The following is a 26,038-nucleotide window of genomic DNA, read 5'->3' as shown; positions in this document are numbered from 1 at the left end:
ATTCAGGACAACCCTGGAGCGAGCGCGCATCAGCGGCCGTGTCGCCGCAACCACTCCCGGGACAATTCCCGGGCGCGCTGGTCGGCGGCGAACACCGCATCCAGCGACGGCAATGCAACTACAGGCTCCTGCTCGAGCACTTGCTCGATCATACCCGCGATCTCCGGAAAGCGGATACGCCGCTGGAGAAATGCCTCGACCGCCACTTCGTTGGCCGCGTTGAGCACTGCCGGCGCACTGTTGCCGGCTTCGGCAGCGTGCCGCGCCAGGCGCAGGCAGGGGAAGCGCTGTTCGTCAGGTGCCTGGAAATCCAGACGAGCGATGGCGAACAGGTCCAACGGTGCCACGCCGGAGTCGATCCGCTCAGGCCAGGCCAAGGCATTGGCGATTGGCGTGCGCATATCCGGGTTACCCAGTTGGGCGAGCACCGAACCATCCACGTAATCCACCAGCGAATGAATCACGCTTTGCGGATGCACCACCACTTCGACCTTGGCTGGCGCCGCATCGAACAACCAGCACGCCTCGATCAGCTCCAGGCCCTTGTTCATCATGCTGGCCGAGTCGACCGAAATCTTGCGTCCCATCGACCAGTTGGGGTGTGCGCAGGCCTGCTCGGGCGTGACCTGCTCAAGTTGCGCCGCCGGCGTTTCCCGGAACGGTCCACCGGAAGCCGTCAACAGGATGCGCCGCACGCCGACCGCACCCAGGCCGCGGGCATAGTCGCCGGGCAGGCACTGGAAGATCGCGTTGTGCTCACTGTCGATCGGCAGCAACACCGCACCACTGCGGCGCACGGCATCCATGAACAGCGCGCCGGACATCACCAGCGCCTCTTTATTGGCCAACAGTACTTTCTTGCCTGCCTCGACCGCAGCCAGGGTTGGGCGCAGACCCGCCGCGCCAACAATGGCCGCCATCACTGCATCGACTTCACTGGCAGCCGCCACCTGGCACAGCCCCGCCTCGCCCTCGAGCACCTCGGTGGCACTGCCGGCAGTGGCCAGGCCGGCGCGCAACTGTGCAGCCGCCTCAGCGCTGGGCACCACGGCATAGGCCGGGCAATGCCGCAGGCACAGGGCGAGCAATTGCTCGACTTGCGAATAGCCGCTCAGGGCGAACACCTGGTAGCGCTCGGGGTGACGCGCGATCACATCCAGCGTGCTGAGACCGATCGAGCCGGTGGCCCCCAACACTGTAATGCGTTGCACAGCGCTCACATGACACCCCATTCGGCGGCCCAGAGCAGTACAGCGAACATCGGGATCGCCGCCGTCAGGCTGTCGATGCGATCCAGTACGCCGCCATGGCCTGGCAGCAGATTGCTGCTGTCCTTGATGCCTTCGCGGCGCTTGAACATGCTTTCGGTCAGGTCACCGACCACCGAGGCCATGACCACCACCACCGCGCCGAGCAAGCCGAGCAGCAATTGACCGATGCTCCACTCGCGCACCAAGGCGACGCCAAGGGCGATCAGCAGGCTGACCGTGAGGCCACCGTAGACACCTTCCCAGCTCTTGCCCGGGCTGACTTGCGGCGCCAGCTTGCGCTTGCCGAAGGCACGCCCCGAGAAATAGGCACCAATGTCGGCCGCCCAGACCAGGACCATCACCGAGAGAATCAGCCAGTTACCCTGCGGCCAATGCTTGAGCAGCACCAACCCCTGCCAGGCCGGCAGCAGCACCAGCAGGCCGATCAACAGACGGCATGCAGCACTGGCCCACAGCTCGCTGCTGCGCGGATAGGTGAGCACCAGCCAGGTCGCCAGCGCCCACCAGATCACCGAGGCACCGAGCACCCACGGCGCGAGGTCGGGCATCAGGTAAAGCAGCATCAGCGCCCCACCCACCACTGCGGCGTAGGCGATGCGTAGCGGCTGGGCCATGAGTCCGGCCAGACGCGCCCACTCCCAGGCACCCAGCGTCACCACGAAACCGATGAAGAGGGCGAAATCCCCGCCATTGAGCAAGAAGAAACCACCCAGCGCGATCGGCAACAGGATCAGCGCGGTAATGATGCGTTGTTTAAGCATTAAGCACGAGCTCCAGCCTCGACCTGCTCGCTAGTCTTACCGAAGCGGCGCTGGCGCGAAGCGAAATCGGCCAGGGCGGTACGCATGGCCTCGTGTTTGAAGTCCGGCCAGAAGAGGTCGGAGAAGTACAGCTCGGCGTATGCCAGCTGCCATAGCAGGAAATTACTGATGCGATGCTCGCCACCGGTGCGGATGCACAGGTCCGGCAACGGCAAGTCGCCGGTTGCCAGGCAGGCCTGCAGCAGGCCGGGCGTGATGTCGTCCGGACGCAGATGCCCGGCCTGAACTTCGCGCGCCAGCCGCTGTGCGGCCTGGGCGATATCCCACTGGCCACCGTAGTTGGCAGCAACCTGCAGGATGAAACGATTGCTCCCGGCCGTCGCCGCCTCGGCCTCGCGCATGGCGGCCTGCAGCTCCGGATGAAAGCGCGAGCGATCACCGATGATGCGCAGGCTGATGTTGTTCTCGTTGAGGCGCTTGGCCTCGCGGCGCAAGGCCGTAAAGAACAACTCCATCAAGGCACCGACTTCTTCGGCCGGGCGCTGCCAGTTTTCGCTGGAGAACGCAAACAGGGTCAATACCTCGACCCCGGACTCGGCGCAGACCTCAATTACCGCGCGCACCGCATCAACGCCAGCTTTATGCCCGGCAACACCGGGCAGCAGACGTTTCTTGGCCCAGCGATTATTGCCGTCCATGATGATCGCGACATGGCGCGGCACCGATGACGGTACCGCTTGCTTGGTCTTTTCCATGAAGAGAACCCTGGCCTCAAACGGCCATCAGGTCAGCTTCCTTGGCCTTCACGGCAACTTCGATCTGAGCCACGAACTTGTCGGTCAGCTTCTGGATTTCGTCAGCGGCGCGACGCTCCTCGTCTTCGCTGATTTCTTTTTCCTTGACCAGATCCTTGAGCTGGCTCAGCGCATCACGACGGATATTGCGCACAGCAATGCGGCCGTCTTCAGCAGCGTCACGCGCCTGCTTGGTGAAACCCTTGCGGGTCTCTTCGGTCAGCGCCGGCATGGTGATCAGCAGCAGCTCGCCGAGGTTGGTCGGGTTCAGGTTCAGGCCTGCACTACCGATGGCCTTGTCGACTGCGCCAAGCATGTTGCGCTCGAACGCCACGACCTGCAGGGTGCGCGAGTCCTTGACGGTGATGTTGGCCACTTGCTTGATAGGCGTGTCCGCGCCGTAGTAAGGCACCATCACACCTTCGAGGATGCTCGGGTGGGCTACACCCGTGCGGATACGGCCAAAGGCGTGCTGGAGCGATTCCAGCGACTTGGTCATGCGTTCCTGAGCATCTTTCTTGATTTCGTTGATCATGCTTGGCCTTCCTCGATCAAAGTACCTTCAGCGCCACCGACCACGATGTTCAGCAGGGCGCCAGGCTTGTTCATGTTGAATACCCGCAATGGCATCTTGTGGTCGCGGCACAGGCAGATTGCGGTCAGGTCCATCACACCAAGCTTGCGATCCAGGACCTCATCGTAGGTGAGGTGATCGAACTTCTCGGCGTGCGGGTCCTTGAATGGATCGGCAGTGTACACACCGTCGACCTTGGTCGCCTTCAACACCACATCAGCATCGATTTCGATGGCGCGCAGGCAGGCTGCGGAGTCGGTGGTGAAGAACGGGTTGCCGGTACCGGCGGAGAAAATTACCACATCCCCGGAGTTGAGGTGGCGAATAGCTTTGCGACGATCATAGTGATCGGTAACGCCGACCATGGAAATGGCCGACATGACCAGCGCCGGGATGTTCGAACGCTCAAGGGCGTCGCGCATGGCCAAGGCGTTCATCACGGTGGCGAGCATGCCCATGTGGTCACCGGTGACGCGATCCATGCCAGCTGCGCTGAGCGCTGCACCGCGGAACAGGTTGCCACCGCCAATGACCAGGCCTACCTGGACACCGATACCGACCAGCTGACCGACTTCCAGGGCCATGCGATCCAATACTTTCGGGTCGATCCCGAACTCTTCCGAGCCCATCAGGGCCTCGCCGCTAAGTTTGAGCAAAATGCGTTTATAGCGAGGTTGGCGACCACTCACCTGCTGAGCCATTGCGAGTCTCTCCTGCGGCGTTTTAAGAAAATTCTGCGCGGGCTGGATACAGCCTGCTAACTGTAGCGTGGCGCTGCTTCAGCGCCAGCGGAGCCAAGCCGGATAAACCCGGCTCCGGTTTGACAAAGAGGCTGCGCGCGTGAGCGGGCAGCCTCTTTGGGGCGACAGACGGAGTCTGTCTTACTGCTTGGCAGCAGCCAGCTGGGCGGCAACTTCTTCAGCGAAGTTGTCAACCGGCTTCTCGATGCCTTCGCCGACTTTGAAGTAGGTGAAGGAAACGATTTCAGCGCCGGCCTTCTTGGCCAGTTCGCCGACTTTGATTTCCGGGTTCTTGACGAAGGCCTGTTCTACCAGGCTGGCTTCGGCCAGGAACTTGGAAATACGGCCTTTGACCATGTTCTCAACGATGTTCTCAGGCTTGCCTTTGATTTTTTCTTCGTTGAGGGTCAGGAATACGCCCTTCTCACGCTCGATCGCTTCAGCCGAGACTTCCGATGGCAGCAGGAATTCCGGGTTGCTTGCAGCGACGTGCATGGCGATGTCTTTGGCCAGCTCGACGTCACCGCCTTTCAGGACCACAGCTACGCCGATCTTGTTGCCGTGCAGGTAGGTACCGACAACGTCACCCTCAACGCGCACCAGGCGACGGATGTTGACGTTCTCACCAACCTTGGCAACCAGGGCTTCACGAGCAGACTCGCGGGAAGCGATCAACGGCGCGGCGTCGGTCAGCTTCTCGGCGAATGCAGCTTCAACGCTTTCAGCGACGAAGTTCTTGAAGTCGTCTTGCAGGGCCAGGAAGTCGGTCTGCGAGTTCACTTCCAGCAGTACAGCGGACTTGTCGTCAGCCTTGATGGCGATAGCGCCTTCAGCGGCAACGTTGCCAGCTTTCTTGGCGGCCTTGATGGCGCCCGAAGCACGCATGTCATCAATGGCTTTTTCGATGTCGCCGTCAGCCTTTTCCAGGGCTTTCTTGCAATCCATCATGCCTTCGCCGGTACGCTCGCGCAGTTCTTTTACCAGCGCTGCAGTAATTGCTGCCATTTCAAAATCCTCTTGGAAAGTTTTTCAACCATTCCACCCGCTCGTCACGGGCGTTCAATTCTGTAAACCCTCTGCCTTCACGCCAGCAGGAGAACATCATGCGGCGGTGTTGCTGACAGGAGGATTTCAGGTGGCAAAAAGGGGGCCAAGCCCCCTTTTCGCGTGCCAAGTAGACGCCGGGCGTCAATTACTCAGCAGCTGGTGCCGCCGCTTCTTCAGCGTAGACTTCGGTGCCGCCAGCAACGTTGTTGCGGCCGCGGATGACAGCGTCAGCCATCGAAGTCATGTACAGCTCGATGGCGCGGATGGCGTCGTCGTTGCCTGGGATGATGTAATCAACACCTTCCGGGCTGCTGTTGGTATCGACTACGCCGATAACCGGGATACCCAGCTTGTTAGCTTCGGTGATCGCGATGCGCTCGTGATCAACGTCGATAACGAACAGAGCGTCTGGCAGACCGCCCATATCCTTGATACCACCCAGACTGCGGTCCAGCTTCTCCAGATCGCGCGAACGCATCAGAGCTTCTTTCTTGGTCAGCTTGGTGAAGGTACCATCTTCGGCCTGGGTTTCCAGGTCACGCAGACGCTTGATCGAAGCGCGGATGGTTTTGTAGTTGGTCAGCATGCCGCCCAACCAGCGATGGTCAACGTACGGCGAGTTGCAACGAGCGGCTTGCTCGGCGACCAGTTTGCCGGCGGAACGCTTGGTGCCGACGAACAGGATCTTGTTTTTGCCCTGGGCCAGGCGCTCGACGAACGACAGAGCGTCGTTGAACATCGGCAGGGTTTTTTCCAGGTTGATGATGTGAATCTTGTTACGCGCGCCGAAAATGTACTTACCCATTTTCGGGTTCCAGTAACGGGTCTGGTGACCGAAGTGCACACCGGCCTTCAGCATATCGCGCATATTGACTTGGGACATGATAGTTCCTTGATAAGTCGGGTTGGGCCTCCACGTATCCCAATGACCAACCCGCGAAGCCGAAGCGTTCGGGGCACCCAGGCCATCGTGTCGACACGTGTGTGGGTTAATGCTCACGGGGTCGTCCCCGAAAGCGGCGCATGTTATACCACAGACTGCAGCCTAACGGAACCCGGATACTGCCTCGCCCGTCAGCGACTTTTGCAGCGAGCGCTCAATCGCGCCAGAATGCTCCCACAAGGCCACGGCGGCGGCGGCTTTCTCCCGACAGCGGGGGGCGCTGCTCTGCTAGAATCCGGCCTTTCCCGTTTGTTCGCGCCCCGCGAGGCGCCGTAGAGAGCCTGTAATGACCGTTACCATCAAGACCGCAGAAGACATCGAGAAGATGCGCATCGCCGGCCGCCTGGCCGCTGAAGTGCTGGAGATGATCGAAGAGCACGTCAAGCCCGGCGTCACCACCGAAGAGCTCGACCGCCTGTGCCACGACTATATCGTCAACGTCCAGCAGGCGATCCCGGCGCCGCTCAACTACAAAGGCTACCCGAAGTCGATCTGCACCTCGATCAACCACGTGGTCTGTCACGGCATCCCCAATGACAAGCCGCTGAAGAACGGTGACACGCTGAACATCGACGTGACCGTGATCAAGGACGGCTACCACGGCGATACCAGCCGCATGTTCCATGTCGGCAGCGTGCCGGTCTGGGCCGAGCGCCTGTCGCAGATCACCCAGGAATGCATGTACAAGGCCATCGAGCTGGTCAAGCCGGGCTGCCGCCTGGGCGACATCGGTGAAGTGATCCAGAAGCACGCCGAGAAGAACGGCTTCTCGGTGGTCCGCGAGTTCTGCGGGCATGGCATCGGCAAGGTATTCCACGAAGAGCCGCAGATCCTCCACTACGGCCGCGCTGGCACGGGCATGGAGCTCAAGGAAGGCATGACCTTCACCATCGAGCCGATGATCAACCAGGGCAAGGCCGACACCAAGGTGCTCGGCGACGGCTGGACCGCGATCACCAAGGACCGCAAGCTCTCGGCGCAGTGGGAACACACCCTGGTGGTGACTGCTACCGGCTACGAGATCTTCACCCTGCGCAAAGACGACACCATTCCCCGTACCTCAGCCTAAAATCCAGGAAAGCGACGCGATGCCCCAGGTGGATCCAGAGCTGTTCGACCGCGGTCAGTTCCAGGCGGAGCTGGCGCTCAAGGCAAGCCCCATCGCTGCCTTCAAGAAAGCCATCCGCCTGGCCCGCGAGGCGCTCGACAAGCGCTTTCGGGAAGGCCGCGAGATCCGCCGACTGATCGAAGACCGCGCCTGGTTCGTCGACAATATCCTGCAGCAGGCCTGGAACCAGTTCGACTGGCAGGATCAGACCGGTATCGCCCTGATCGCGGTGGGTGGCTACGGCCGGGGTGAGCTCCACCCCTACTCCGACATCGACTTGCTGATCCTGCTCGATGGCGCCGAACACGAGCGCTACCGCGACGCCATCGAAGGTTTTCTGACCCTGCTCTGGGACATCGGCCTGGAAGTCGGCCAGAGCGTGCGCAGCGTCGAGGAGTGCGCCGAACAGGCCCGCGCCGACCTGACGGTGATCACCAACCTGATGGAAAGCCGCACCATTGCCGGCCCCGAGCCGCTGCGCCAGCGCATGCTCGAGGTCACCAGCACCGCCAAGCTGTGGCCGAGCAGAGAGTTCTTTCTGGCCAAGCGCGCCGAACTCAAGGCCCGCCACCACAAGTACAATGACACCGAATACAACCTCGAACCCAACGTCAAGGGCTCGCCAGGCGGCCTGCGCGACATTCAGACCGTGCTCTGGGTCGCGCGCCGCCAGTACGGCACCCTGAACCTGCATGCGCTGGCCGGCGAAGGCTTCCTGCTGGAGAGCGAGAACGAACTGCTGGCCACCTCGCAGGCGTTTCTGTGGCGGGTCCGCTACGCCCTGCACATGCTCGCCGGGCGTGCCGAAGACCGCCTGCTGTTCGATCACCAGCGCAGCATCGCCGCGCTGCTCGGTTTCAGCGACGAGAACCCCAAGCGCGCCATCGAGCAGTTCATGCAGCAGTACTACCGGGTGGTGATGAGTATCAGCCAGCTGTGTGACCTGATCATCCAGCACTTCGAGGAAGTCATCCTCGCCGACGAAGACAGTGGCACCACCCAGCCGCTCAACGCCCGCTTCCGCCTCCATGATGGCTATATCGAGGCAGTGAGCCCGAACGTGTTCAAGCGGACCCCGTTCGCCATGCTCGAGATCTTCGTGCTGATGGCCCAGCACCCGGAGATCAAGGGCGTGCGCGCCGACACGGTGCGGCTGTTGCGCGAGCATCGCCACCTGATCGACGACAGCTTCCGCAACGATATCCGCAACACCAGCCTGTTCATCGAGCTGTTCAAGTGCGAGATCGGCATCCACCGCAACCTGCGCCGGATGAACCGCTACGGCATTCTAGGCCGCTACCTGCCGGAGTTCGGCCTGATCGTCGGGCAGATGCAGCATGACCTGTTCCACATCTATACGGTCGATGCGCACACCCTCAACCTGATCAAGCACCTGCGCAAGTTGCAGTACACCCCGGTCTCGGAGAAATTCCCGCTGGCCAGCAAGCTCATGGGGCGTCTGCCCAAACCTGAGCTGATCTACCTGGCGGGGCTCTACCACGACATCGGCAAGGGCCGCCAGGGTGACCACTCGGAGCTCGGCGCGGTCGACGCCAAGGCCTTTGGCGAACGCCACCAGTTGCCGACCTGGGATACCCGCCTGATCGTCTGGCTGGTGCAGAACCACTTGGTGATGTCCACCACTGCCCAGCGCAAGGACCTCTCCGACCCACAGGTGATCAACGATTTCGCCCTGCTGGTCGGCGACGAGACGCGCCTGGACTACCTCTACGTGCTGACCGTGGCCGACATCAATGCGACCAACCCCAGCCTGTGGAACTCCTGGCGCGCCAGCCTGCTGCGCCAGCTCTACAGCGAGACCAAGCGCGCGCTGCGTCGTGGCCTGGAGAACCCGCTCGACCGCGAAGAGCAGATCCGCCAGACACAGAGCGCGGCACTCGACACCCTGATCCGCGAAGGCACTGACCCGGACGACGTCGAACAACTCTGGTCGCAACTGGGCGATGACTACTTCCTGCGCCATACCGCCACCGATGTCGCCTGGCACAGTGACGCGATCCTGCAGCAGCCCGCCGATGGCGGCCCGCTGGTGCTGATCAAGGAAACCACCCAGCGTGAATTCGAGGGCGGCACGCAGATCTTCATCTATGCGCCCGACCAGCACGACTTCTTCGCGGTGACCGTGGCGGCGATGTCCCAGCTCAACCTGAACATCCATGACGCGCGAATCATCACTTCCAGCAGCCAGTTCACCCTCGATACCTACATCGTGCTGGACAACGACGGCGGCTCGATCGGCGACAACCCGCAGCGGGTCAAGCAGATCCGCGAGGGCCTGACCGAAGCCCTGCGCAACCCCGAGGACTACCCGACCATCATTCAGCGCCGGGTACCACGCCAGCTCAAGCATTTCACCTTCGCGCCGCAGGTGACCATCCACAACGATGCACAGCGGCCGGTGACCATCCTCGAGATCATCGCCCCTGACCGACCGGGCCTGCTTGCGCGGCTGGGGCGGATCTTCCTCGAGTTCGACCTGTCCTTGCAGAATGCCAAGATCGCCACCCTGGGCGAGCGCGTCGAAGACGTGTTCTTCGTTACCGACGCCGACAACCAGCCGCTGTCCGACCCGCAGCTGTGCAGCCGCCTGCAGGAGGCGATCATCCAGCAACTGCAGGCCGGCCAGGCCAGCGATGCCAGCCCTACCCGCGTAACCTTCTAACGATTGACGAGACCTTGCGCCGATGAACCATGCCTTGACCCAGCTGCAGCCCTACCCGTTCGAGAAACTCCGCGCCCTGCTGGGCAGCGTGAAGCCGGCAGCGGACAAACGCGCCATCGCCCTGTCGATCGGTGAGCCCAAGCACGAATCGCCGGCGTTCGTCGCCAAGGCCCTGGCCGACAACCTCGACAAGCTCGCGGTCTACCCGAGCACGCTGGGCCTGCCTGCCCTGCGCCAGGCGATCGGCCAGTGGTGCGAGCAGCGTTTCGGCGTGCCGACTGGCTGGCTCGATGCCGACCGCCACATCCTGCCGGTCAATGGCACCCGTGAAGCGCTGTTTGCCTTCACCCAGACGGTGGTCAATCGTGCCGATGACGGCCTGGTGATCAGCCCCAACCCGTTCTACCAGATCTACGAAGGCGCCGCCCTGCTCGCGGGCGCCACCCCGCACTACCTGCCGTGCCTCGAAGACAACGGCTTCAACCCCGACTTCGATGCGGTATCGGCTGAAGTCTGGCAGCGCTGCCAGATCCTCTTCCTCTGCTCGCCGGGCAACCCCACCGGTGCGCTGGTGCCGATGGACACGCTGAAGAAGCTGATCGCCCTGGCCGATGAGCACGACTTCGTGATTGCCTCGGACGAATGCTACAGCGAGCTGTACTTTGACGAAGAGAACCCGCCGCCGGGCCTGCTCACCGCCTGCGCCGAGCTCGGCCGTAGCGATTTCAAGCGCTGCGTGGTGTTCCACAGCCTGTCCAAACGCTCCAACCTGCCCGGCCTGCGCTCGGGCTTCGTCGCCGGCGACGCCGCGATCATCAAGCCGTTCCTGCTCTACCGTACCTACCACGGCTGTGCCATGCCGGTGCAGACCCAGCTGGCGAGCATTGCCGCCTGGCAGGACGAAGCCCACGTGCGCGCCAACCGTGATCAGTACCGGGCCAAATACGACGCGGTGCTGGATATTCTCCAGCCGGTGATGGACGTGCAGCGTCCGGATGGCAGCTTCTACCTGTGGGCCAAGGTACCTGGCTGTGATGCCGCGTTCACACGCGACCTGTTTGAAGCACAGCACGTGACCGTGGTGCCAGGTTCGTACCTGTCGCGTGACGTGGATGGGGTTAATCCGGGCGCTGGTCGGGTGCGCATGGCGCTGGTAGCACCACTGGCGGAGTGCATCGAGGCCGCCGAGCGGATTCGGGATTTCCTGAGCAAGCGCTGATACCTGAAGATCCTGGGGCCGCTTTGCGGCCCCGGCGATCTACCTGACCTGCCCCAGATTGGCCTCACTCAAGTCCAGCTCTCCCAGCACCTGGCGCACCACCTCATCGCCCACCAGATGCTGGCGATGCAGGTTGTACAGCTCCAGCCGCTGCGCCCGCAGCGCCTTGACCCGCAAGCGCCGTTCGAGCAGGTCCATCTGCTCAGCCAGGGCCCGCGCCTCGGCAGTGTCGTTGTAGCTGTCCAGTTCATCCCGGTATTCCGCCATCAAGCGCGCCTTGAGCTCCACGGCCAATGTCGCCTGGGCCGCGTCCTGGGGGGCATTGGCATCGATCACCTCTTCCGCCTCAAGGGCATGGATCGCCGCCTCGGCGGTGCGCCGCCAGGCTTCCTGAACCTCCTGCTGCAAACGCTCGTCGGGGCTCTTGGTGACCCCGCGCAAGAGGATCGGCAAGGCGATACAGGCCCCGATCAACGACAGCAGGATCACCCCGGCAGCGATGAAGATCAGCAGGTCGCGCTCCGGAAAGGCCTGGCCCGCGCCCATCAGCAGCGGCACCGACATGACACCGGCCAGGGTCACCGCACCACGCACGCCACCCAGAGTCAGCAGCCAGCACGAGCGCGCCGTGGGTACCAGCACCAGCTCTGGCTTGCCGCGCCAGCGACGGACCACGCCGATCGCCCGCCAGATGCTCTGCACCCAGATGAACCGCAACAGGATCAGCGCGGCGAAGATCGCCAGCACATCGAGGCAGCGGTAGGCCAGGGTCGGCCAGACGGTAGCTTCGTGGCTGACCACGGCCTTGATGATGTCCGGCAACTGCAGACCCAGCAGCAGGAAGATCAACCCATTGAAGGCAAACTCCAGCAGCGACCAGACACTGCGGTTGAGCAGCCGTGTACTGGTCTGGCGCGGCAGCAGGTCGAGCCAGCTCTGCATCATGCCGGCCGCCACCGCCGAGAGAATCCCCGACACGCCCAGGCGTTCGGCCAGCACATAGGCGGCAAACGGCAGCAGCAACATGAACACCACGTGGGTGGCCGGGTCATCCCAGCCACGGGTGATCATCCACATGCGCAAGCGGCCGATCAGCCAGCTCAGGGCAACGCCGACGGCCAGGCCGCCCAGCGCCACCAGAACAAAGGTAAGGCTGGCGTCGGTCAACGAAAACACGCCGGTGATCGCCGCTGCCAGGGCGAACTTGAAGGTCACCAGGCCGGTGGCGTCGTTCATCAGCGCCTCACCCTGGAGCATGTGCATCAACGGTGTCGGCAAGCGATCCTGAGTAATCGCCGAGACCGCCACGGCATCCGTGGGCGACAACACGGCCGCCAGGGCGAAGGCCACCGCCAGCGGAATATCAGGCAGCAACCAGTGAATGAAGTAGCCTGCCCCGATCACGGTAAACAGCACCAACCCCACCGCCAGGGCTACTACCGGCCCGCGCAGGCGCCACAGTTCACGCTTGGGAATGCGCCAGCCATCGGCAAACAGCAGCGGCGGCAGAAACAGGAACAGGAACAACTCCGGCTCCAGCGCCACATGCAGGCCCAGGCTGGGCCAGGCCAGCAGCGCACCGGCAGCGATCTGCACCAGCGGCAGTGGCAGCGGGATGATCCGCCCCACCAGTTTTGACACGCTTACCAGCGTCAGCAGGATAAGGACGGTATAGGCTGACTGCATCAGCAAGCTTCCTGTGTAATTCGAAAATCCCGGCGCAGCGTAAACATCGCCTCTGAAACAATATGTTAGCGGTGAGCGGTGATACTGCACCGCTGCACGATAGTCGCAGGTACCGGCTGGATATGTAACACCATGCTACTAGACACGCTGTGACACGCAACGTCCCGTCGCGCTCGGCAGCAAGCCGTGGCGCCGGGCTCATCGATGTCGCATAATCGCCTCCACCCTTTCTTCACGGAGTATCGGGGACGCCAGGCTCGCCCTGCCGCCCCAGGCATTCAATGGCTTACACTCTTTACGGCATCAAAGCCTGTGACACCATGAAAAAAGCCCGTACCTGGCTTGAAGAACAGGCCATCGAGTACGTGTTCCACGACTACAAGGCTCAAGGCATCGATCGCGACAGCCTCAACCGCTGGTGTGACGAGCACGGCTGGGAGGTTGTCCTCAACCGCGCCGGCACCACCTTCCGCAAGCTCGACGACGCCAGCAAGGCCGATCTTGACCAGGCCAAGGCCGTCGAACTGATGCTCGCCCAGCCGTCAATGATCAAGCGCCCGGTGCTCGACCTCGGTGAGCGCACCCTGGTCGGCTTCAAGCCCGATCTGTACGCCGCTGCGCTGGCCTGAGCCCGCCTTCGCTTCAACCCTTATTCGCAAGAGGTAATCGCATGTCCACTACCCTGTTCAGCCTGGCCTTCGGTGTCGGCACCCAGAACCGCCAGGGCACCTGGCTGGAAGTCTTCTACGCGCAGCCGTTGATCAACCCAAGCGCCGAGCTGATCGCTGCAGTCGCGCCGGTTCTTGGCTACGAAGGCGGCAACCAGGCGATCGCGTTCAGCAACGCCCAGGCTGGCCAACTGGCCGACGCCGTCAAGTCGGTCGATGCCACGCAGTACGCCCTGCTGACCCGCCTGGCCGAGAGCCACAAGCCGCTGGTCGCCACCCTGCTGGCCGAAGACGCCGCACTGACCTCGACCCCAGAGGCCTACCTCAAGCTGCACCTGCTGTCGCACCGCCTGGTCAAGCCGCATGGCGTCAGCCTGGCCGGCATCTTCCCGCTGCTGCCTAACGTCGCCTGGACCAACCAGGGCGCCGTGGACCTGGCTGAAGTGGCTGAGCTGCAACTGGAAGCACGCCTCAAAGGCGAACTGCTGGAAGTGTTCTCGGTGGACAAGTTCCCGAAGATGACCGACTACGTGGTCCCGGCCGGCGTGCGCATCGCCGACACCGCCCGCGTGCGCCTGGGCGCCTACATCGGCGAAGGCACCACGATCATGCACGAAGGCTTCGTCAACTTTAACGCCGGCACCGAAGGCCCAGGCATGATCGAAGGCCGCGTCTCCGCTGGCGTCTTCGTCGGCAAGGGCTCGGACCTCGGCGGCGGTTGCTCGACCATGGGTACCCTGTCCGGTGGCGGCAACATCGTCATCAAGGTTGGCGAAGGCTGCCTGATCGGCGCCAACGCCGGCATCGGCATCCCGCTGGGCGACCGCAACACCGTTGAAGCCGGCCTGTACATCACCGCCGGTACCAAGGTGAACCTGCTCGACGAGAACAACCAACTGGTCAAAGTGGTCAAGGCCCGTGAACTGGCCGGCCAGACCGACCTGCTGTTCCGTCGCAACTCGCTCAACGGCGCGGTGGAGTGCAAGACCCACAAGTCGGCCATCGAGCTGAACGAGGCGCTGCACGCGCACAACTGAGAACCCTCGGGTTCAAGGTGATAAGATCGGGTCTGGCGTAATGCCAGACCCGTTTTTATTTCCAGGTCTCTCAATATGTTCCAGCCCTCCCCCTGGCGCGCCGACTTTCCGGCCATCGCCGCCCTGCAACGCCAGCACCAGACCTATCTGGACAGCGCCGCTACCACGCAGAAGCCACAGGCCCTGCTCGATGCCCTGAACCACTATTACGGCCATGGCGCGGCCAATGTGCACCGTGCCCAGCATTTGCCCGGCGCCTTGGCGACCCAGGCGTTTGAAACCAGCCGCGACAAGGTTGCTGCCTGGCTCAATGCTGCCGACGCGCGTCAGGTGATCTTCACCCATGGCGCCACCTCGGCGCTGAACCTGCTCGCCTATGGGCTGGAGCACGGTTTCAACGAAGGCGACGAGATCGCCATCAGCGCCCTTGAGCATCACGCCAACCTGCTGCCGTGGCAGCAACTGGCGCGGCGACGCAACCTGCGCCTGGTGATCCTGCCGCTGGACGAGCACGGCTGCATCGACCTCAACCAGGCCCTGCAACTGATCGGCCCGCGTACCCGTTTGCTGGCAGTCAGCCAGCTGTCCAACGTACTCGGCACCTGGCAACCCCTGCCAGCGCTGCTCGCTCACGCTCGTGCCCAGGGTGCGTTGACCGTGGTCGACGGTGCTCAGGGCGTGGTTCATGGCCGGCATGATGTGCAGCAATTGGGCTGCGACTTCTATGTGTTTTCCAGCCACAAGCTGTACGGACCGGAAGGCGTTGGCGTGCTGTACGGCCGCCAGCACGCGCTGCAGCAGTTGCTGCATTGGCAGTTTGGCGGAGAGATGGTGCAACTGGCCGACTACCACAGCGCCAGCTTTCGCCCGGCACCGCTGGGCTTCGAGGCGGGCACCCCGCCAATCGCCGGGGTGATCGGCCTGGGCGCGACCCTTGACTACCTGGCCAGCCTCGATGCCAGCGCGGTCGAACGGCACGAGGCCAGCCTGCATCAGCATCTGCTGCGTGGCCTGGCTGATCGCGACGGCGTGCGCATTCTCGGCACGCCGCAGACGGCGCTGGCCAGCTTTGTCGTCGACGGCGTGCACAACGCTGATATCGCTCACCTGCTGACCGAGCAAGGCATCGCCGTGCGCGCCGGGCATCATTGTGCGATGCCGCTGCTGCAGGGCCTGGGCCTGGACGGCGCAATCCGCGTGTCGTTGGCGTTGTATAACGACAGTGACGACGTGCAGCGCTTCTTCGACGCGCTGGACCAGGGCCTGGAGATGCTGCGTTGAACCTGTCGAGCGAGGCCCAAGAGGCCTTGGCGACCTTTCAGCAGGCCCGCGGCTGGGAGCAACGGGCGCGCTTGCTGATGCAATGGGGCGAGCGCCTGGCAACGCTGGATGAGTCGGAGAAGTCCGAGGACAACCGCGTGCATGGCTGTGAAAGCCTGGTGTGGCTGGTGGCACACCAGGACAACGGCCAGTGGCGGTTCAAGGCCGGCAGTGATGCGCGCTTGTTGCGCGGGTTGCTGGCATTGTTGCTGGTGCGGGTGCAGGGGCTGCACAGCGCTGAGCTGGCGCAACTCGACCTGCGTGGCTGGTTTACCGAGCTGGGGCTGGAGCGGCAGTTGTCGCCTTCGCGCAGCAATGGCCTGCATGCCGTGTTGCAGCGCATGGCGCAGTTGGCCGCTGCGCCGTGAGCTGATGTCAGTCAGCGCCGGCCTCTTCGCGGGGCAAGCCCGCTCCTACAGGGGCCGCGCCGGTCTTCAGCATGGCACGGCCCCTGTAGGAGCGGGCTTGCCCCGCGAAGAGGCCCGCACTGACTGAGCAGACTATTCGGCGACCACCCGCTCCGACGGCCGCCGGGCGCCGCCGACCAGTTTCTCCACCGCCTTGCTCGCCGCCACCATGCCAAAGGTCGCCGTGACCATCATCACCGCGCCAAAACCGCCCGAACAGTCCAGCCGCACGCCTTCACCAACAAAGCTCTTCTGCAGGCAAACGCTGCCATCACCCTTGGGATAGCGCAGCTGCTCGCTGGAAAACACGCACGGCACGCCATAATTGCGCGAGGTATTGCGCGAGAAGTTGTAGTCACGGCGCAAGGTCGAGCGCACACGCGAGGCCAGCGGGTCGTTGAAGGTCTTGTTGAGGTCGCCGATCTGGATCTGGGTCGGGTCGATCTGCCCCCCTGCGCCGCCGGTGGTGACCACGCCGATCTTGCGCCGGCGGCACCAGGCAATCAGCGCCGCCTTGGCCATCACGCTGTCGATGCAGTCGATGACATAGTCGATTTCGTTAGTGATGCACTCGGCCATGCTCTCGCGGGTGACGAAATCCGCCACTGCGTGCACCGTGCAGGCCGGGTTGATCGCCCGCAGGCGCTCAGCCATGACCTCGACCTTGGGCCGCCCGACCTGCCCCTCAAGGGCATGCGCCTGGCGGTTGGTGTTGCTCACGCAGACATCGTCCAGATCGAACAGGCTGATCTCGCCCACGCCACTGCGCGCCATGGCCTCCGCGGCCCACGAGCCCACGCCGCCGATGCCGACGATCGCCACATGGGCCTCGCGCAGGCGTTGCAGCCCGTCGTCACCGTACAGCCGGGCAACGCCGGCAAAGCGTGGATCTTCTGTGCTCATGGTCAGTACCCCGAAAAAACCGGCGCGTATTATAGGCCAGCTGGGCGATCGTGGGGCTGCTTTGCAGCCTGATTGCGATGCAAGGGCGCTCGCCAAAAGGCACCCCGACTAACAACTATCCGATTAACCCTGCTTTAATGTCCTATCAGCAAATGCGAAATGGACTACAACAGAGCGGGATCAATACTTCATCCTCCGAGGCAAGCCCAAGCCACTGCCTCATCTGGAAACCGCCCCGCTCCCTTCTTCGGAATCTTCAAACGCCTATGTCATCACGCAAATTCGGCCTCAATCTGGTGGTCGTGCTCGTCATCGCTGCGCTGTTCACCGGGTTCTGGGCGCTGATCAATCGCCCGGTATCGGCACCTGCCTGGCCGGAACAGATCTCCGGTTTCTCCTACTCGCCGTTTCGCCTGGGTGAAAGCCCGCAAAAAGGCCAGTACCCGACCGATGACGAGATGCGTCAAGACCTCGAGCAGATGAGCAAGCTGACCGACAGCATCCGCATCTACACCGTCGAAGGCACACAGGCGAACGTCCCGCGCCTGGCCGAGGAGCTGGGCCTGCGCGTGACCCTTGGAATCTGGATCAGCCCGGACCTTGAGCGCAACGAGCGTGAAATCAACAAAGCCATCGAGCTGGCGAACACCTCGCGCAGCGTGGTCAGGGTGGTGGTGGGCAACGAAGCGTTGTTCCGTGAAGAGGTCACGCCCGAAGCCCTGATAGCCTACCTGGACCGGGTTCGTGCCGCGGTCAAGGTACCGGTCACCACCAGCGAGCAGTGGCACATCTGGAAGGAACACCCGCAACTGGCCCAGCACGTCGACCTGATCGCCGCGCACATCCTGCCGTACTGGGAGTTTGTGCCCATGCAGGACTCCGTGGAATTTGTCCTTGAGCGCGCGCGCGAGCTCAAGCTGCAGTTCCCACGCAAGCCGCTGCTGCTTTCGGAAGTCGGCTGGCCGAGCAACGGCCGCATGCGCGGCGGTGCCGATGCCACCCAGGCCGACCAGGCCATCTACCTGCGTACCCTGGTCACCACGCTCAACCGGCGCGGCTACAACTACTTCGTCATCGAAGCCTACGACCAGCCATGGAAGGCCAGCGACGAAGGCTCGGTGGGCGCCTACTGGGGCGTGTTCAACGCCGAGCGCCAGCAAAAATTCAACTTCGAGGGGCCGGTGGTGGCCATCCCGCAGTGGCGTGCGCTGGCGGTCGCCTCGGTGGTGCTGGCGATGCTCGCCCTGACCATCCTGCTGATCGACGGCTCGGCCCTGCGCCAACGCGGGCGCACCTTCCTCACCTTCATCACGTTCCTGTGCGGCTCGGTGCTGGTGTGGATCGCCTACGACTACAGCCAGCAATACAGCACCTGGTTCAGCCTGACCGTCGGCTTCTTGCTGGCGCTGGGCGCGATTGGCGTATTCATCGTATTGATGACCGAGGCCCACGAACTGGCCGAGGCAGTGTGGACGTTCAAACGCCGCCGGGAATTCCTGCCGGTACAGGGCGACAGCGCCTACCGACCCAAGGTCTCGGTGCATGTGCCGTGCTACAACGAGCCGCCAGAAATGGTCAAGCAGACCCTCGACGCCCTGGCCGCGCTGGACTACCCCGATTATGAAGTGCTGGTGATCGACAACAACACCAAGGACCCGGCTGTGTGGGAGCCGCTCAAGGCCCACTGCGAGCTGCTCGGCGAGCGCTTCAAGTTCTTCCACGTCGCGCCCCTGGCCGGCTTCAAGGGCGGCGCGCTGAACTACCTGCTGCCGCATACCGCCAAGGATGCCGAAGTGATTGCCGTGATCGACTCGGACTACTGCGTCGACCGCAACTGGCTCAAGCACATGGTGCCGCACTTCGCCGACCCGAAGATTGCCGTGGTGCAATCACCCCAGGACTACCGCGACCAGCATGAAAGCGCCTTCAAGAAGCTCTGCTACAGCGAGTACAAGGGCTTCTTCCACATCGGCATGGTGACCCGCAACGACCGTGACGCGATCATCCAGCACGGCACCATGACCATGACCCGACGCTCGGTGCTCGAAGAGCTCGGCTGGGCCGACTGGTGCATCTGCGAAGATGCCGAACTGGGCCTGCGCGTGTTCGAAAAAGGCCTCTCTGCCGCCTATGCGCACAACAGCTACGGCAAGGGCCTGATGCCCGACACCTTCATCGATTTCAAGAAGCAGCGATTCCGCTGGGCCTATGGCGCCATCCAGATCATCAAGCACCACGCCCGCGCACTGCTGCGCGGCCAGGGTAGCGAACTGACCCGCGGCCAGCGCTATCACTTCCTGGCCGGCTGGCTGCCATGGGTAGCCGACGGCATGAACATCTTCTTCACCGTCGGTGCGTTGTTGTGGTCGGCGGCGATGATCATCGTCCCGCACCGGGTCGACCCGCCGTTGATGATCTTTGCCATACCGCCGCTGGCGCTGTTCTTCTTCAAGGTCGGCAAGATCCTGTTCCTCTACCGCCGCGCGGTCGGGGTCAATCTCAAGGATGCCTTCGCCGCCGCTCTGGCCGGCCTGGCGCTCTCGCACACGATCGCCAAGGCGGTGTTGTACGGCTTCTTCACCAGCAGCATGCCGTTCATCCGCACGCCCAAGCATGCCGACAGTCATGGTCTGCTGGTGGCGATTGCCGAGGCCCGCGAAGAGCTGTTCATCATGCTCCTGCTGTGGGGCGCGGCAGCCGGGATCTACCTGGTCCAGGGCTTGCCGAGTTCAGACATGCGCTTCTGGGTAGCCATGCTGCTGGTGCAGTCGCTGCCGTATCTGGCCGCGCTGATCATGGCTTTCCTGTCGTCGCTGCCCAAGCCGGCGGACAGCAGCGTCGAAGCGCAGGCAACCTGAAGGTCGCCCTCGCTCGACCTGTGGCAGCGGCCTTGTGTCGCGAAGGGCCGCCTGGCGGCCCCAATGCCCGTGCCCGCCGACATCATTTGATATAAGATAACGCCCCTCGTTTTTTCGCCTTGCCTTGCCCCGGAGTTCCCCATGACGGCCCCAGCCGAGCTCTCGCCTACCCTTCAACTGGCCTGCGACCTGATCCGCCGCCCTTCGGTGACCCCGGTCGACGCCGACTGCCAGTCGCAGATGATGAACCGCCTGGGCGCTGTCGGCTTCCAGCTCGAGCCCATGCGCATCGAAGATGTCGATAATTTCTGGGCCACCCATGGCAACCAGGATGGCCCGGTATTGTGCTTCGCCGGCCACACCGATGTGGTCCCGACCGGCCCGGTGCAAAACTGGCAGCACGAGCCATTCCAGGCACTGATCGACGCTGATGGCATGCTCTGCGGGCGCGGCGCTGCCGACATGAAAGGCAGCCTGGCGTCGATGGTAGTGGCCAGCGAGCGCTTCGTGAATGACTACCCCAACCACCGCGGCAAGGTCGCCTTTCTCATCACCAGCGACGAAGAAGGGCCGGCCCACCACGGCACCAAGGCCGTGGTCGAGCGCCTGGTCGCGCGCAACGAGCGCCTGGACTGGTGCATCGTCGGCGAACCGTCGAGCACCAACCTGCTCGGTGACGTGGTCAAGAACGGCCGTCGCGGCTCGCTCGGCGCCAAGCTCACCGTGCGCGGCAAGCAGGGCCACGTGGCCTACCCGCACCTGGCACGCAACCCGATCCACCTGGCCGCGCCGGCCCTGGCGGAGCTTGCTGGCGAACACTGGGACGAAGGCAACGCGTTCTTCCCGCCGACCAGCTTCCAGATCTCCAACCTCAATTCCGGTACCGGCGCCACCAACGTGGTGCCGGGCGACCTGACCGCCCTGTTCAACTTCCGCTTCTCCACCGAGTCGACCGTCGAGGGCCTGCAGGCTCGCGTCGCGGCGATCCTCGACAAGCATCAACTGGAGTGGTCGATCGACTGGGCGCTGTCCGGCCTGCCGTTCCTCACCGAGCCTGGCGAACTGCTCGACGCCGTGTCCGCGAGCATCAAGGCAGTCACCGACCGTGATACCCAGCCGTCGACCAGCGGCGGCACCTCCGATGGTCGCTTCATCGCCACCATGGGTACCCAGGTGGTCGAGCTCGGCCCGGTCAACGCCACCATCCACCAGGTCGATGAGCGGATCCTGGCCAGCGACCTCGACTTGCTGACCGAGATCTACTACCAGACCCTGGTCCGGTTGCTCGCCTGATGCTCGCCTGCCCTCTTTGCCAGGCCGCCCTGTCGCCGCTGGACAACGGTGTTACCTGCCCTGCCGGCCACCGCTTTGACCGGGCCCGCCAGGGCTACCTGAACCTGCTGCCGGTGCAGCACAAGAACAGCCGCGACCCGGGTGACAACCAGGCCATGGTCGAGGCCCGCCGCGACTTTCTCGAGGGTGGCCATTACGCTCCGGTTGCCCGCCGCCTGGCCGAGCTTGCCGCTGAGCGCCAGCCAGGAGCCTGGCTGGACATCGGTTGCGGCGAGGGCTACTACACCGCCCAGTTGGCCCAGGCCCTGCCCGACGCCGACGGTTACGCCCTGGACATCTCCCGCGAGGCAGTCAAGCGCGCGTGCCGCCGCGCGCCGCAGGTGACCTGGATGGTCGCCAGCATGGCCCGGGTTCCGTTGGCCGACGCCAGCTGCCAGTTCATCGCCAGCGTGTTCAGCCCGCTCGACTGGCAGGAGGCGCTGCGCCTGCTCAGCCCCGGTGGCGGCCTGATGCGAGTAGGCCCGACCAGCGGCCACCTGATGGAGCTGCGCGAGGTGCTCTACGATGAAGTACGCCCCTACGCCGATGACAAACACCTGGCATTGGTGCCACAGGGCATGACCCATGCCCACAGCGAGATTCTCGAGTTTCGCCTGAGCCTGGCCGCGCCCAAGGCCCGCGCCGACCTGCTGGCCATGACCCCGCACGGTTGGCGTGCCAGCGCTGACAAGCGCGCCCTGGTGATCGACCAGGCCGAGCCGTTCGAGGTCACGGTTTCCATGCGTTATGACTATTTCGTGCGCCAAGACTGAGCACACCCGGAGCCCTTTATGCGTCAACCCGATATCGAGATCTACCTGAAGGACACCGACGTTGACCACAAGCAGGTTGCCGCCTGGCTTGCCGAGGCGTTGGGTCCATGCACTGAGTGGAGCCAGAAAGGCCTGACCTGGAAGTGCCAGGCCGGTAACATTCCGGTGACCTGGTTACCCAAGGCTGTAGGGAAATGGAACAGCCTCTACCTGGAAAGTGACCAGAGCCCATGGGACGACGACATCGCCTGCGCCCGCGCAGCCTATGCCGCACTGCAGGTCGAAGTGCGCTGTGCACCCGGCAGCTGGAGCGAGGAACATGGAGAGGAAGATGCCGATCGTTGGGTCCGCATCAGTGCCGACGGTGAAGAAGAAATCACCTGGCGTACGCAATAAGCAGCTTCAAGTCGTATGCGGCACGCTTCAAGCGTGATCGCATCAGGCTGCAAGTTCCACGGTCAACTTGCAGCTTGAGGCTTGAGCGTTAGAGGCCGATTACGTCTTCGGCCTGCAGGCCTTTCTGGCCCTGCGTCAGGTTGTACTCCACCTGCTGTCCTTCGACCAGGGTACGATGCCCCTCACCGCGGATCGCCCGATAGTGGACGAACACATCCGCCCCGCCTTCGCGCTGAATGAAGCCATAGCCCTTGGCATCGTTGAACCACTTTACATTCCCAGTCTCACGAGACGACATCTGAACTACTCCGATTTTTTATTGTGAAGATCGCCTTGCAGGCACTGGGTCCTCCCCGTGCCGACGCAGCTTGCTGAAATATCCTGCAAGGTGCGGACCGAGTATATGACACGGAACAAAGAAAATTCATGACCGGGATATGAATTGCAGATTTTTGCTGAACTTACGCGGATACGGCAGACTAACTGATTGGATGTCGACTCGAAATTCCTTCCAGGGCCCCTATATCCCATGACCCGATCTCCCCTGCGCCGCCTGATCTTCGGCGCTCTGCGCCGCGTGCTGTACCTGTGGGTGCGCTCCGAGACCATCAACCAGTCTTCCCTGACCCTCAATCTCGACCGCAGCCGCCCGGTGTTCTATGCCCTGCCCTCACCGGCGCTGACCGACCTGGCCGTGCTCGACCGCGAATGCACCAAGGCGGGGCTGCCGCGCCCGGTGCTGCCGGTGGCCGTGGGCAACCTGCACGAGCCGGCGGCGTTCTTCTACCTGACGCCAGATCCGGACTGGCTCGGCCGGCAAGACAAACGCGGTGCGCCGCCGACCCTCGAGCGCCTGGTTGCGGCGATCAGCCAGCACGCCGAAGAAGACGCGCAGATCATTCCGGTCAGCGTGTTCTGGGGGCAGACCCCGGCCAGCGAATCCAGCCCGTGGAAGCTGTTGTTCGCCGATAGCTGGGCGGTCACCGGCCGCTTGCGCCGGCTGCTGACCATCCTGATCCTGGGACGCAAGACCCGCGTGCAGTTCTCTGCCCCCATCCACCTGCGCGAACTGGTCGAGCAGAACAAAGGCCACGAACGCACGGTACGCATGGCCCAGCGCCTGATGCGCGTGCATTTCCGCAACCTCAAGACCGCCGTGATCGGGCCCGACATCTCGCACCGGCGCAATCTGGTCAAAGGCCTGATCCACGATCCGCAGGTGCGCCAGGCGATCGCCGACGAGGCCGAGCGCGAGAAGATTCCACTGGCCAAGGCCGAGGCCCAGGCGCTGCGCTACGGCAACGAAATCGCCTCGGACTACACCTACACCGCGATCCGCTTCATGGAAGTGGTGCTCAGCTGGTTCTGGAACAAGATCTACGACGGCATCAAGCTCAACCACATCGAGCAGGTGCAAAGCATCGCCCCAGGCCATGAAGTGATCTACGTGCCCTGCCACCGCAGTCACATCGACTACCTGCTGCTGTCGTACCTGCTGTTCCGCAATGGCCTGACCCCGCCGCACATCGCCGCCGGAATCAACCTCAACATGCCGGTAATCGGTGGCCTGCTGCGCCGCGGTGGCGCGTTTTTCATGCGCCGCACGTTCAAGGGCAACCCGCTGTACACGGCGGTGTTCAACGAATACCTGCATACCCTGTTCAGCAAAGGCTTCCCGGTCGAGTACTTCGTCGAAGGCGGTCGCTCACGCACCGGGCGCATGCTCCAGCCGCGCACCGGCATGCTGGCGATCACCTTGCGCAGCTTCCTGCGCTCGTCGCGCACGCCGATCGTCTTCGTGCCGGTGTACATCGGCTACGAACGCGTCCTCGAAGGCCGCACCTACCTGGGCGAGCTGCGTGGGGCGAGCAAGAAGAAAGAATCGATCTTCGACATCTTCAAAGTGTTCGGCGCACTCAAGCAGCGCTTCGGCCAGGTCTACGTCAACTTCGGCGAGCCGATCCGCCTGGCGAGCTTTCTCGACCAGCAGCAGCCGGGTTGGCGTGAACAGCAACTGGGCCCGCAGTTCCGCCCGGCCTGGCTCAACGAAACCACCACCCGCCTGGGTGAGACCGTGGCCCGCCACCTCAACGAAGCGGCGGCAGTCAACCCGGTCAACCTGGTCGCCCTGGCCTTGCTTTCGACCAGCCGCCACGCCCTCGATGAAGACGCGCTGGTGCGGGTTCTCGATCTCTACCTGGCCCTGCTGCGGCAGGTGCCGTACTCGGCCCACAGCACCTTGCCGGAAGGCGATGGTGGGGCGTTGATCACCCATGTGCGTGGCATGAAGCTGCTGTCCGAACAGAACGATGCGATGGGCCGCATCCTCTACCTGGACGAAGCCAACGCGGTGCTGATGACCTACTACCGCAACAACGTACTGCACATATTCGCCCTGCCGGCTTTGCTGGCAAGTTTCTTCCAGAGCAGTTCGCGAATCAGCCGCGAGCTGATCGGCCAATACGTCAAGGCGCTCTATCCGTACCTGCAGGCGGAGCTGTTCCTGCGCTGGAGCGCCGAGGAGCTCGACGCGGTCATCGATCAATGGCTCAGCGCCTTTGTCGAGCAAGGCCTGCTGCGCTTCGAGAACAACGTCTACCTGCGCCCCGCACCCAGCTCGCGCCAGTTTGTCCTGCTGACCCTGCTGGCACGGACCATCACCCAGGCCCTGCAGCGCTACTACATGGCCACCTCGCTGTTGCTCAACAGCGGCCAGCAGACGCTCAGCGCCGAAGCGCTGGAAGACCTTTGCGTGATGATGGCCCAGCGCTTGTCGATCCTGCATGGGCTGAATGCGCCGGAGTTCTTCGACAAGACGCTGTTCCGCCACTTCATCCAGACCCTGGTCCAGCAGGGCGTGCTGCGCCCAGACAGCAACGGCAAGCTGGGCTATCACGACAAGCTCGGCGAGTTGGCCGAAGGCGTCGCCAAACGCGTGCTGTCGGCCGAGCTGCGCCTGTCGATTCGCCAGGTGGCGCTGCACCGCGAAGGGAACGAAAAAGCGTCACTGCAGCAAGCAATCAGCTGACCACACGAGCGACCTGCCCGGGAAAATCCGCTAAAGTCCCTGGGGTTGGCCACAAGCCAGCCCCAGGACTACGGAGATTCCATGAAAAAGCTCTTGATGCTGTGTTGTGCATCCTTGCTCGCAGCCTGCTCCAGCAACAGCAATACCCCCTCGCACCAGGCCAGCCTGGACGGCGAAGTCTTCTATCTGCAGCGCATCGCCCTGCCGCCCACCGCCACCCTGAGCGTCAGCCTGCAGGACGTTTCGCTGATGGATGCCCCGGCCACAACCCTGGCCAGCCAGGCCGGCCCGGTCAAAGGCAATGTGCCGCTGCCATTTCACCTGACCTACGACCCCGCGCAGATCAAACCGGGCCATCGCTATGCGATCAGTGCACGGATCGAACTGGACGGCAAACTGCTGTTCATCAATACCGAGCATCATGGCGTCGAGCTTGATGGCAGCCCTGCACAGCCGCTGCGGATCAAGGTCGATCCGGTTCGTTGATCTC

At 63.3% G+C, this 26,038-nt stretch carries 23 protein-coding genes; 13 read left to right on the top strand and 10 right to left on the bottom strand.

Going from position 1 to position 26,038, the window contains the following annotated elements:
• Window positions 1-29: 29 nt before the first annotated feature.
• The 7 genes from ispC to rpsB all read right to left on the bottom strand — a co-directional run bounded on the left by ispC (window position 30) and on the right by rpsB (window position 6,070).
• Window positions 30-1,220 (bottom strand): 1-deoxy-D-xylulose-5-phosphate reductoisomerase, encoded by a 1,191-nt coding sequence (gene ispC / locus J3B00_RS08365; protein ID WP_209866602.1) that lies wholly within the window; start codon window positions 1,218-1,220, stop codon window positions 30-32.
• Window positions 1,217-2,032: a phosphatidate cytidylyltransferase gene (locus J3B00_RS08360; RefSeq protein ID WP_209866600.1), complete on the bottom strand. Its 816-nt coding sequence runs from the start codon at window positions 2,030-2,032 to the stop codon at window positions 1,217-1,219. Before J3B00_RS08360 ends, ispC begins: the two co-directional genes overlap by 4 nt.
• A complete protein-coding gene (gene uppS / locus J3B00_RS08355; protein WP_209866598.1) occupies window positions 2,032-2,787 on the bottom strand; it encodes a polyprenyl diphosphate synthase in 756 nt (251 codons plus the stop codon). The genes J3B00_RS08360 and uppS overlap by 1 nt, the downstream gene beginning before the upstream one ends.
• 16 nt (window positions 2,788-2,803) lie before the next feature.
• Window positions 2,804-3,361, bottom strand: coding sequence for a ribosome recycling factor (gene frr / locus J3B00_RS08350; protein ID WP_209866596.1), 558 nt, complete (start codon window positions 3,359-3,361; stop codon window positions 2,804-2,806).
• Entirely contained in the window at window positions 3,358-4,101 is a 744-nt protein-coding gene (gene pyrH / locus J3B00_RS08345) for a UMP kinase (RefSeq protein ID WP_084854362.1), read from the bottom strand. The genes frr and pyrH overlap by 4 nt, the downstream gene beginning before the upstream one ends.
• A gap of 180 nt (window positions 4,102-4,281) precedes the next feature.
• Window positions 4,282-5,145 (bottom strand): translation elongation factor Ts, encoded by an 864-nt coding sequence (gene tsf, locus J3B00_RS08340; RefSeq protein ID WP_209866594.1) that lies wholly within the window; start codon window positions 5,143-5,145, stop codon window positions 4,282-4,284.
• Between the two features lie 187 nt (window positions 5,146-5,332).
• Window positions 5,333-6,070 (bottom strand): 30S ribosomal protein S2, encoded by a 738-nt coding sequence (rpsB, locus tag J3B00_RS08335; RefSeq protein ID WP_209866592.1) that lies wholly within the window; start codon window positions 6,068-6,070, stop codon window positions 5,333-5,335.
• A 346-nt stretch (window positions 6,071-6,416) separates the two neighbouring features.
• Here rpsB and map point away from each other — a divergent pair, with 346 nt between their 5' ends.
• The 3 genes from map to dapC are packed head-to-tail and all read left to right on the top strand — an operon-like array spanning window position 6,417 to window position 11,140.
• The gene (gene map / locus J3B00_RS08330; protein ID WP_209866590.1) at window positions 6,417-7,199 is read left to right on the top strand and encodes a type I methionyl aminopeptidase; all 783 of its coding nucleotides are present in this window, start codon (window positions 6,417-6,419) and stop codon (window positions 7,197-7,199) included.
• Window positions 7,200-7,218: 19 nt separating this feature from the next.
• Window positions 7,219-9,921, top strand: a complete 2,703-nt coding sequence (locus tag J3B00_RS08325; RefSeq protein WP_209866588.1) for a [protein-PII] uridylyltransferase — start codon at window positions 7,219-7,221, stop codon at window positions 9,919-9,921.
• Window positions 9,922-9,943: 22 nt separating this feature from the next.
• Entirely contained in the window at window positions 9,944-11,140 is a 1,197-nt protein-coding gene (dapC, locus tag J3B00_RS08320; protein ID WP_209866586.1) for a succinyldiaminopimelate transaminase, read from the top strand.
• 39 nt (window positions 11,141-11,179) lie between these two features.
• Here dapC and J3B00_RS08315 read toward each other — a convergent pair whose 3' ends face one another.
• Entirely contained in the window at window positions 11,180-12,826 is a 1,647-nt protein-coding gene (locus J3B00_RS08315) for a Na+/H+ antiporter (RefSeq protein WP_209866584.1), read from the bottom strand.
• A 281-nt stretch (window positions 12,827-13,107) separates the two neighbouring features.
• On the opposite strand from J3B00_RS08315, the gene J3B00_RS08310 reads away from it, so the two are divergent.
• The 4 genes from J3B00_RS08310 to J3B00_RS08295 all read left to right on the top strand — a co-directional run bounded on the left by J3B00_RS08310 (window position 13,108) and on the right by J3B00_RS08295 (window position 16,219).
• Window positions 13,108-13,455 carry an ArsC family reductase gene (locus J3B00_RS08310; protein ID WP_209866582.1) on the top strand — a complete coding sequence of 116 codons (348 nt, stop codon included), beginning with the start codon at window positions 13,108-13,110 and terminating at the stop codon, window positions 13,453-13,455.
• A gap of 41 nt (window positions 13,456-13,496) precedes the next feature.
• Window positions 13,497-14,531 carry a 2,3,4,5-tetrahydropyridine-2,6-dicarboxylate N-succinyltransferase gene (dapD, locus tag J3B00_RS08305; RefSeq protein ID WP_209866580.1) on the top strand — a complete coding sequence of 345 codons (1,035 nt, stop codon included), beginning with the start codon at window positions 13,497-13,499 and terminating at the stop codon, window positions 14,529-14,531.
• A gap of 75 nt (window positions 14,532-14,606) precedes the next feature.
• Window positions 14,607-15,812: a cysteine desulfurase gene (locus J3B00_RS08300; RefSeq protein WP_209866578.1), complete on the top strand. Its 1,206-nt coding sequence runs from the start codon at window positions 14,607-14,609 to the stop codon at window positions 15,810-15,812.
• A complete protein-coding gene (locus tag J3B00_RS08295) occupies window positions 15,809-16,219 on the top strand; it encodes a SufE family protein (protein ID WP_209866575.1) in 411 nt (136 codons plus the stop codon). The genes J3B00_RS08300 and J3B00_RS08295 overlap by 4 nt, the downstream gene beginning before the upstream one ends.
• 132 nt (window positions 16,220-16,351) lie before the next feature.
• On the opposite strand, the gene tcdA is transcribed toward J3B00_RS08295, so the two are convergent.
• The gene (tcdA, locus tag J3B00_RS08290) at window positions 16,352-17,161 is read right to left on the bottom strand and encodes a tRNA cyclic N6-threonylcarbamoyladenosine(37) synthase TcdA (RefSeq protein ID WP_209866573.1); all 810 of its coding nucleotides are present in this window, start codon (window positions 17,159-17,161) and stop codon (window positions 16,352-16,354) included.
• Between the two features lie 266 nt (window positions 17,162-17,427).
• On the opposite strand from tcdA, the gene J3B00_RS08285 reads away from it, so the two are divergent.
• The 4 genes from J3B00_RS08285 to J3B00_RS08270 all read left to right on the top strand — a co-directional run bounded on the left by J3B00_RS08285 (window position 17,428) and on the right by J3B00_RS08270 (window position 22,520).
• Window positions 17,428-20,019 carry a glycosyltransferase gene (locus J3B00_RS08285; protein WP_209866570.1) on the top strand — a complete coding sequence of 864 codons (2,592 nt, stop codon included), beginning with the start codon at window positions 17,428-17,430 and terminating at the stop codon, window positions 20,017-20,019.
• Window positions 20,020-20,160: 141 nt separating this feature from the next.
• Window positions 20,161-21,312, top strand: coding sequence for a succinyl-diaminopimelate desuccinylase (dapE, locus tag J3B00_RS08280; protein ID WP_209866568.1), 1,152 nt, complete (start codon window positions 20,161-20,163; stop codon window positions 21,310-21,312).
• Window positions 21,312-22,124, top strand: coding sequence for a putative RNA methyltransferase (locus J3B00_RS08275; protein WP_209866567.1), 813 nt, complete (start codon window positions 21,312-21,314; stop codon window positions 22,122-22,124). The genes dapE and J3B00_RS08275 overlap by 1 nt, the downstream gene beginning before the upstream one ends.
• 18 nt (window positions 22,125-22,142) lie before the next feature.
• A complete protein-coding gene (locus J3B00_RS08270) occupies window positions 22,143-22,520 on the top strand; it encodes a hypothetical protein (protein WP_209866565.1) in 378 nt (125 codons plus the stop codon).
• Window positions 22,521-22,608: 88 nt separating this feature from the next.
• Here J3B00_RS08270 and J3B00_RS08265 read toward each other — a convergent pair whose 3' ends face one another.
• Window positions 22,609-22,818 carry a cold-shock protein gene (locus tag J3B00_RS08265; protein ID WP_119145031.1) on the bottom strand — a complete coding sequence of 70 codons (210 nt, stop codon included), beginning with the start codon at window positions 22,816-22,818 and terminating at the stop codon, window positions 22,609-22,611.
• A gap of 231 nt (window positions 22,819-23,049) precedes the next feature.
• Here J3B00_RS08265 and plsB point away from each other — a divergent pair, with 231 nt between their 5' ends.
• Window positions 23,050-25,548 (top strand): glycerol-3-phosphate 1-O-acyltransferase PlsB, encoded by a 2,499-nt coding sequence (gene plsB, locus J3B00_RS08260; RefSeq protein ID WP_209866562.1) that lies wholly within the window; start codon window positions 23,050-23,052, stop codon window positions 25,546-25,548.
• Between the two features lie 81 nt (window positions 25,549-25,629).
• Window positions 25,630-26,034: a YbaY family lipoprotein gene (locus J3B00_RS08255; protein WP_209866560.1), complete on the top strand. Its 405-nt coding sequence runs from the start codon at window positions 25,630-25,632 to the stop codon at window positions 26,032-26,034.
• Window positions 26,035-26,038 lie beyond the last annotated feature (4 nt).

The organism is Pseudomonas sp. BP8, assembly GCF_017875955.1.
GTDB lineage: Bacteria > Pseudomonadota > Gammaproteobacteria > Pseudomonadales > Pseudomonadaceae > Aquipseudomonas.
The sequence above is the reverse complement of the archived record's forward strand: the minus strand, read 5'-3'. Positions and strand labels throughout refer to the sequence as shown.